Source organism: Bacteroides cellulolyticus (assembly GCF_025567135.1).
Taxonomy (GTDB): Bacteria; Bacteroidota; Bacteroidia; order Bacteroidales; family Bacteroidaceae; genus Phocaeicola; species Phocaeicola cellulolyticus.
This window is the reverse complement of the sequence record NZ_JAOQJJ010000015.1, coordinates 61,100-67,899: the sequence shown is the minus strand read 5'-3', so window position 1 is coordinate 67,899 and position 6,800 is coordinate 61,100. Positions and strand designations below refer to the sequence as shown.

General features: G+C 33.8%; 5 protein-coding genes. All 5 read left to right on the top strand.

Annotation, left to right across the window (positions count from 1 at the left end; genetic code table 11):
- Positions 1–8 precede the first annotated feature (8 nt).
- From OCV82_RS12240 to OCV82_RS12220, 5 genes are read left to right on the top strand one after another with little or no spacing between them, the layout of a single operon-like run.
- Positions 9–425: a helix-turn-helix domain-containing protein gene (locus OCV82_RS12240; protein WP_154044655.1), complete on the top strand. Its 417-nt coding sequence runs from the start codon at positions 9–11 to the stop codon at positions 423–425.
- Positions 323–1,018, top strand: a complete 696-nt coding sequence (locus OCV82_RS12235) for an IS630 family transposase (protein ID WP_317258404.1) — start codon at positions 323–325, stop codon at positions 1,016–1,018. Before OCV82_RS12240 ends, OCV82_RS12235 begins: the two co-directional genes overlap by 103 nt.
- 24 nt (positions 1,019–1,042) lie before the next feature.
- Entirely contained in the window at positions 1,043–2,179 is a 1,137-nt protein-coding gene (locus OCV82_RS12230; protein WP_154044653.1) for an aldose epimerase family protein, read from the top strand.
- Between the two features lie 8 nt (positions 2,180–2,187).
- Complete coding sequence (locus OCV82_RS12225) at positions 2,188–4,650, top strand: polysaccharide lyase family 8 super-sandwich domain-containing protein (RefSeq protein ID WP_262543636.1); 2,463 nt, start codon at positions 2,188–2,190, stop codon at positions 4,648–4,650.
- A gap of 30 nt (positions 4,651–4,680) precedes the next feature.
- Positions 4,681–6,678, top strand: a complete 1,998-nt coding sequence (locus OCV82_RS12220; RefSeq protein ID WP_154044651.1) for a polysaccharide lyase family 8 super-sandwich domain-containing protein — start codon at positions 4,681–4,683, stop codon at positions 6,676–6,678.
- Positions 6,679–6,800: the final 122 nt, after the last annotated feature.

Sequence of the window (6,800 nt, the reverse complement as noted above, 5' to 3'; positions counted from 1 at the left end):
ATTGAATCATGAAACATATAAAAGTGCTTGAATTGAGTGAGGCTGATCGCCTCAAACTTGAGAAAGGGTATCATAATGGCCCTACTCATAACTATCGTATCAGATGCAAATCCATATTGTTGAAGTCATCAGGCAAATCGGCCTCAGAAATAGCTGAAATATTTGATGTGACAATACCAACAGTATACGCATGGATAAAACGTTATAAAGAAAATGGAATCAAAGGCTTGGAAACACGTCCCGGTCAAGGTCGTAAACCTATAATGGATTGTTCCGATGAGGAATCAGTCCGTAAGGCTATAGAGGAGGACCGTCAGAGTGTATCAAAAGCACGCGAAGCCTGGGAAAAAGCTTCCGGCAAAAAAGCCAGCGACATTACCTTCAAACGTTTTTTAGGAGCATTGGTGCAAGATATAAGCGAATAAGAAAACGCCCAAGGGGTATCCCCTCACCGCAACTCTACACATACAAGAAAGAGAAGTTGCAAGAACTTGAAAGCCTTGACTCCAAAGGTAAAATAGAACTTTATTATGCTGATGAAAGTCATGTATGTACAGATGGTTATGTACCTTACGGATGGCAGTTCAAAGATGAGAATGTCTATATTCCATCAGAGAAAACAGCAAGACTTAATATCTTTGGCATGATTACCCGAAGAAATCAATATAAAGGTTTTACAACACAAGAATCCATCAATGCAGACAAACTTGTGGATTTTCTTGACATTTTCTCTTTTGAGGTAAAGAAGAAAACGGTGGTTGTCCTTGACAATGCTTCTGTACACAGGAACAGAAAGATAAAAGAACTCAGAAAAATATGGGAGGATAGAGGATTATTTTTTTTTTATCTTCCACCATACTCTCCAGAACTTAATCTTGCTGAAATCCTGTGGCGCATATTGAAAGGCAAATGGATAAGACCTGCTGATTACAATACTAAGGACTCGCTTTTCTATTGTACAAACAGGGCACTGGCATCTGTAGGTACGAACTTATTTGTGAATTACTCATATGTATAAAATTAATTTTGAATAGTTACTTATATGAAAAGTTTAATAATGCATATTGTGATAATATCACTGCTCTTTGTAGCTTGTAATACTGACAATGGAGATCGTTTCACCCCATTGGTAAAAGAAAACTTTCAAATTTGTATTGACGGCATTAATGTTGGTTTGTATAAGCTGCGTAATAGAAATGGTATGGAGGTTTTTATTACCAATTATGGAGCCAGGATCGTTTCAATTTTGTTTCCTGACAAAAGTGGTGATAAAAAGGATCTGGTACTGGGCTTTGATAATATAAATGATTATATAACTGTACCTAATAATTTTGGAGCTACAATAGGGAGATATGCAAACAGAATAGATAATGGACATTTTGTAATTGATAAAGATACTGTCGTATTGCCGCAAAATGATTATCCTCATTGTTTGCATGGAGGAGAGAAAGGATGGCACTGCAAAGCATTTAAGGTTGATAAATTTGATGATAATTCAATTGTTATGAGCGTATTTTCACCGGATGGTGACCAAGGATTTCCTGGAAATGTTAATGCCCAGATAGAATACAGATTGAATGATGATAATGAATTACATATTTTTTATAGTGCTGTAACAGATAAAGCAACTGTCGTAAATATGACAAATCACTCTTATTTCAACTTAAGTGGTAATCATGATAAGAGTGTTATGGATCATAAATTGTATGTGAACTCGACATATTATACTCCAATAGATTCAACTTTAATGACTACTGGGGAATTTACTCCTGTAGATGATTCTCCATTTGATTTTTCATCTTTAAGGGTTATCTCATCAAATATAGACATTAATAACGGGCAAATTAAAAATGGAAATGGTTTTGACCATAACTGGGTTTTAAAAACAGATGGAGATATAAATAAATTGGCAGCCAAGTTAAGCTGTCCTGAAACAGGAATAGAGATGGAAGTTTTTACCACAGAACCTGGAATACAAATATATACAGGAAACTTTTTGAACGGAACGGTAAAAGGGAAATATGGTATTTGGTATCCACAGCATTCTGCTATTTGTTTGGAGACACAGCATTATCCTGACAGTCCCAATAAAAAAGAATGGCCAAGTACAATGCTTGATGTGAATAAAAAATACGAAAGCCATACAATTTATAAATTTTATAATAGACCAATAAAATGATATTCAACATGAGATATTATGCTATATATCTGTTATTAAGTCTTTCCTTATTTGCAAATGCACAAAACATAGAGAGAAGATTGGCTTTTGATAATTATCATAAGTATGATAATAGGGAAATTCAGTCATGTGATTCGTCGGAAATAAGAGCCTTAGATAGATTACGTACGTATTACCATGAAAATCCATATAGGATAAAAGTAAATAAGGATACTAAATTGATAAATTCTTATTTAAGTTCATTGACTTCTGAAGGACGTTTTTCTGATATGATGACAATGGAAGAGAAAATAAAGGATATGTATCATGCAGGAAGTAGATTGACAACCAATGATACAGTCGGGCTATTTATAAGGGAAGCCTTTGAAAGAATTTTTCAAATAACAGCTTCTTCTAGTTTTCAAGGTGCAGAGAAGGATAAAGTATTTCCTAAAATACAGAAAGCTATAATTCACTATGGCGAAATTGAAATACAGCGTCCTAATGTATCAACCCGTTTTCATGCATCATGTTTTGCTATTCCTACAGCAGCTGTAAATATATATTTTACGTTGCTTGATGATATGGATAGAGCAGAGAAAGGAAAAGCGGATAAATTGTTAATGGATGCATGTACAATGTTGAAAGTTGTTGCATTGCAAGCTTGGACACAGCCGTTGAGGAATGATGAGACAGATATTAATGTTGTTTCTGTTGAGCGTTTTAGAAATCATGTATGGTGGGTAGGTGCAAATGGTATAGCTTATAGGTCTTTACTGCCTGTAGCTGTAATGTTGAAGTCTGTTTCTATGATAGAGATTGTATCTGAGGTTTGTATGAGAAGTATTAGTTCTACTTCCCAGAGTACAAATAAAGACTCTTTTTGGACGGAAGGGCTCACTTCTGATGGTGCCGGATGGGGACATGGAAAGCAGTGCTGTCTTTTTGATTATCCGATGGGTGGAATAGATTTCGCTTTGCAGACATTGCAGACATTACAGGATACACCATGGCATAAAAGTTTGACGAGAGAAAATACAGAAGCGCTTATGAATTATTTCAGAGGTGGTAGCTGGTATTATTATAACGGTTTTGTAATACCAGGATTGAATCGTTATACTTATGAATACAGACCTGAGAAAAAGAGAATCCCATATTCGAATATCTTAAATAAAATAGTAAAAAACTGGATGTCTTCATTTACAAAAGAGCAGCAGGAAGAACTGTTAAAACTTAAATATGAAGTAGATAATTCCAAAATCATAATGGAAAATTATGAATTCGGGTTGTATAACGGAATACGCTGGTTTTACAATAATGATGATTTGATAAAGAAAACATCGGATTGTCATATATCAGTCAATATGGCATCCGTAAGAACAGATGGAGTGGAAAGTGCTTTGTTTGCCGATAATTATAACTTTCATACAGCTGACGGTGTTACGTTATTTCAAAGAAAAGGAGATGAGTATCAACGTATTCTTGGAGGGCTTGATGTAACTGCATTGCCTGGTACTACTGTACGTGAAGGAATGGATAAACTTATTCCTGTAACTAATTGGAGGGGATATTGCAGCAAGCATAATTTTGCAGGTGCTGCAACTGATTCTAAACAGAATGCGGTAACAGGTTTTATTTTTGAAAAGATGAATGGATCGGATAAAGAAGGGGTCAATGATAAAGGAGATTATCATATTAAGAATGATATATTGTATGGATTCAAGGCATATAAAGGATACTTTATTTTGGGAGATTATTTTATAGCACTTGGTGCTGGAATTACAAATAATAATTATGGAAGACATGAAACTATTCGTACAACAATAGATCAAACTTCATTAAAAAATAGAGTATCTATTATACAAAATGAAGATGAACGATTTGTTAATGATAGTATAATACATTTAGACAATAAAGGTAAGGACTTTGTTTGGATAAAACAACAGGGACAGTTTGCATATTGTGCAATTCCTGAATATACCAGGAATATCAGTTTGGCCCTTGAGAATAAGAAAAACGATTGGTGTAAATTAAATCCTGGTAATATTAAGAAAAAGAATCTTCCAGAAGAGAGTCAAATTTTGCGTATTTGGACAGAGCATGGTGTGAACCCTAAAAACGAAAAATATGGATATGTGGTGTATTCAGGAAATGGTATGCCGAATACTAAGTTTCCTTTTGAAATCTTAAGGAATGACACTCTTGTCCAGGCTGTCATTAATGAAGACAAGAATATTATCCAGGCAATATTTTATCCAAATAATAACGGATTGTTTTGGGATAACTGTTCAATGAAGGTCTCTTCTCCTTGCGTAGTTATGCTGAATAAGGAAGGTGACAGTATGCAGATATATGCATCTGATGCTACTATGGATCCTTCAATTAAACAAATCACAATAGAACTTAATGGAGAGAATTTTATTATTGATTTACCGCAAAATGATCGTTTAGGAAATATTGGTCATAAAAAAGTACTGTTGTTTAAGAAATAATTCTAAGTGCAAATAAAAATAACCTATTATATGGATGTAAGAAATATATTACTAACAATTATATCACTGGCTTTATGTCATAGTGTATGTGCTTCTAATGAAAATAATTTGGATAAAGTGAGGGAAAATTTTGTTACTCTTTCTGCATTCAATTACTCTCCTAATGATAAGGTTACTGACAATTTTATTAAATATTCTGATTATGGAAGGGCTAATGATGTTTTACAGCTTCAATTATACATGTCGGTACATTTACCAGACGTAGAAGTAAATCGTTTGTTTTCTTTGATAAATGAGAATGGCTCTTTTTCAGATATTGATTATACGGACCGAACAAGAGGCAGATGGCAGCCGACTCTACATTTGACTCGTCTCTATTCATTGGTAAAACTTTATGTCTCTCCTTCAAGTAAGTGGTATAAGGATATAAAGATGCATGAAAATATTCACAAGGCTGTAAATTATTGGATGAAGTTAAAGCCAACCAGTGATAATTGGTGGCATAATGATATTGGTGTACCTCGTAAAATGACAGCTATACTTTTAATGATAATGGATGAAATTACACCGATGCAGTTAAATGGAGCTTTGGATTTGTTAAAACGATCAGAGTTTGGAAAGACAGGTCAGAACAAAGTATGGCTGGCTGCGAATAACCTCATGAAAGCTCTTTTGATAAATGATGAACAATTGTTGGTTATGTCAAAACAATTTATTGCAGAAGAAATATCTATTTCTGATAAAGAAGGTATTCAAAAGGATTGGTCTTTCCATCAGCATGGTCCACAAATTCAGTTTGGAAACTATGGTCAGACTTATGCTGAGTCGGTCTCATTCTTGTTGGCCGTTTTACAAGGTACTTCTTATGCATTTAGTAAAAAAGAATACGATATTGTTGCTAATTTAATGAAAGAAGGAATATGCTGGAGTGTATTCAAAGGCGTTATGGATCCTAGCTTTTGCGGAAGGCAGGTTTTTAAAGACAGTGGACGTAGTAAGGCTTATTCCGTTGCTGTTGCAGCTCAAAATATGGCTATGGTTGGAGAAAAAGATAGTAGCTTGTTTATTAACATATCAAATGAGAATCTTATGCCTGACAAGTATAAGAATACATTGACCGGAGCAAAATATTATTTGTGTTCAGATTGTGGCATTTACCGTACTGAAGATTGGTACGCTTCTATTAGAATGCATTCGGAGAGGACTATTGGTTTTGAATTTACAAATAAAGAAAACACTAATGCTTGGTTCTCTGCAGATGGGACCCTTTTGATGATGCAGCATGGAAGTGAGTATGATAATATTTTTGCACATTGGGATTGGAGAGCAATACCAGGTATTACCAGTTATGATGATAATAAACCTCTTAAAGTTTCCGATAATAGATACGATAAAGAAAATAAGACAAAACATGTTGGAGGATTAGTGTCTGATCAGATTATGTGTACAACCATGGAATTAAACAGAGATGGGCTACATGCCTTTAAATCAGTTTTTTTCTTTAAAGATTTAGTTGTAGCTTTAGGAGCAGATATCTATAGTAATAATAAAGACATTATAGATATAAAAACTTCATTGGAACAAAATAATCTTATCGGTGATGTAAAGTATGGCAAGAAATGGGCTTGGCATGATGGAAGAGGTTATATATTATTAGATCATTCTAGTGCAGTTGATCAGGAGCTTGTTGTAACAGAAGAAATGCAATATGGTAAGTGGGATGCAATAGATCCTTTCTTTAAAAATGATTGGAGTAAAGGAAAAGTCTTCAAATGTATCATTAAACATTGCTTAGATAAAAAATCAGCATATGCATATGCTATATTGCCTAAAAGAACAGCTTCGCAAACAAAAAATATGAGTTTGTGTAACGATATAAAAGTTCTTCGTAATGATGATGAGTGTCAATCTGTAGCTTATAAGGAGTATTCTTGTGAGATATGGCATCGTTCGACTAATCCTAGTATAAAAATATATAAGAAGCAGGAACTTATAGCAGAAACATATTTGGATAAGGTAAGTAAATGATTATGCATCTTATAAATATTAATGATTGATTTTTCAATGATATTAGATTGATAATTAATTTATAAGATGCTGATATAGTATTTTTATTAATACTATCCAGTAAACCACAGTGATAAATTGCA

Bases quoted from the DNA above. Each gene is read 5' to 3' on its own strand.
- OCV82_RS12240 (WP_154044655.1), top strand. From the start codon at position 9: ATGAAACATATAAAAGTGCTTGAATTGAGTGAGGCTGATCGCCTCAAA.
- OCV82_RS12230 (WP_154044653.1), top strand. From the start codon at position 1,043: ATGAAAAGTTTAATAATGCATATTGTGATAATATCACTGCTCTTTGTA.
- OCV82_RS12225 (WP_262543636.1), top strand. From the start codon at position 2,188: ATGAGATATTATGCTATATATCTGTTATTAAGTCTTTCCTTATTTGCA.
- OCV82_RS12220 (WP_154044651.1), top strand. From the start codon at position 4,681: ATGGATGTAAGAAATATATTACTAACAATTATATCACTGGCTTTATGT.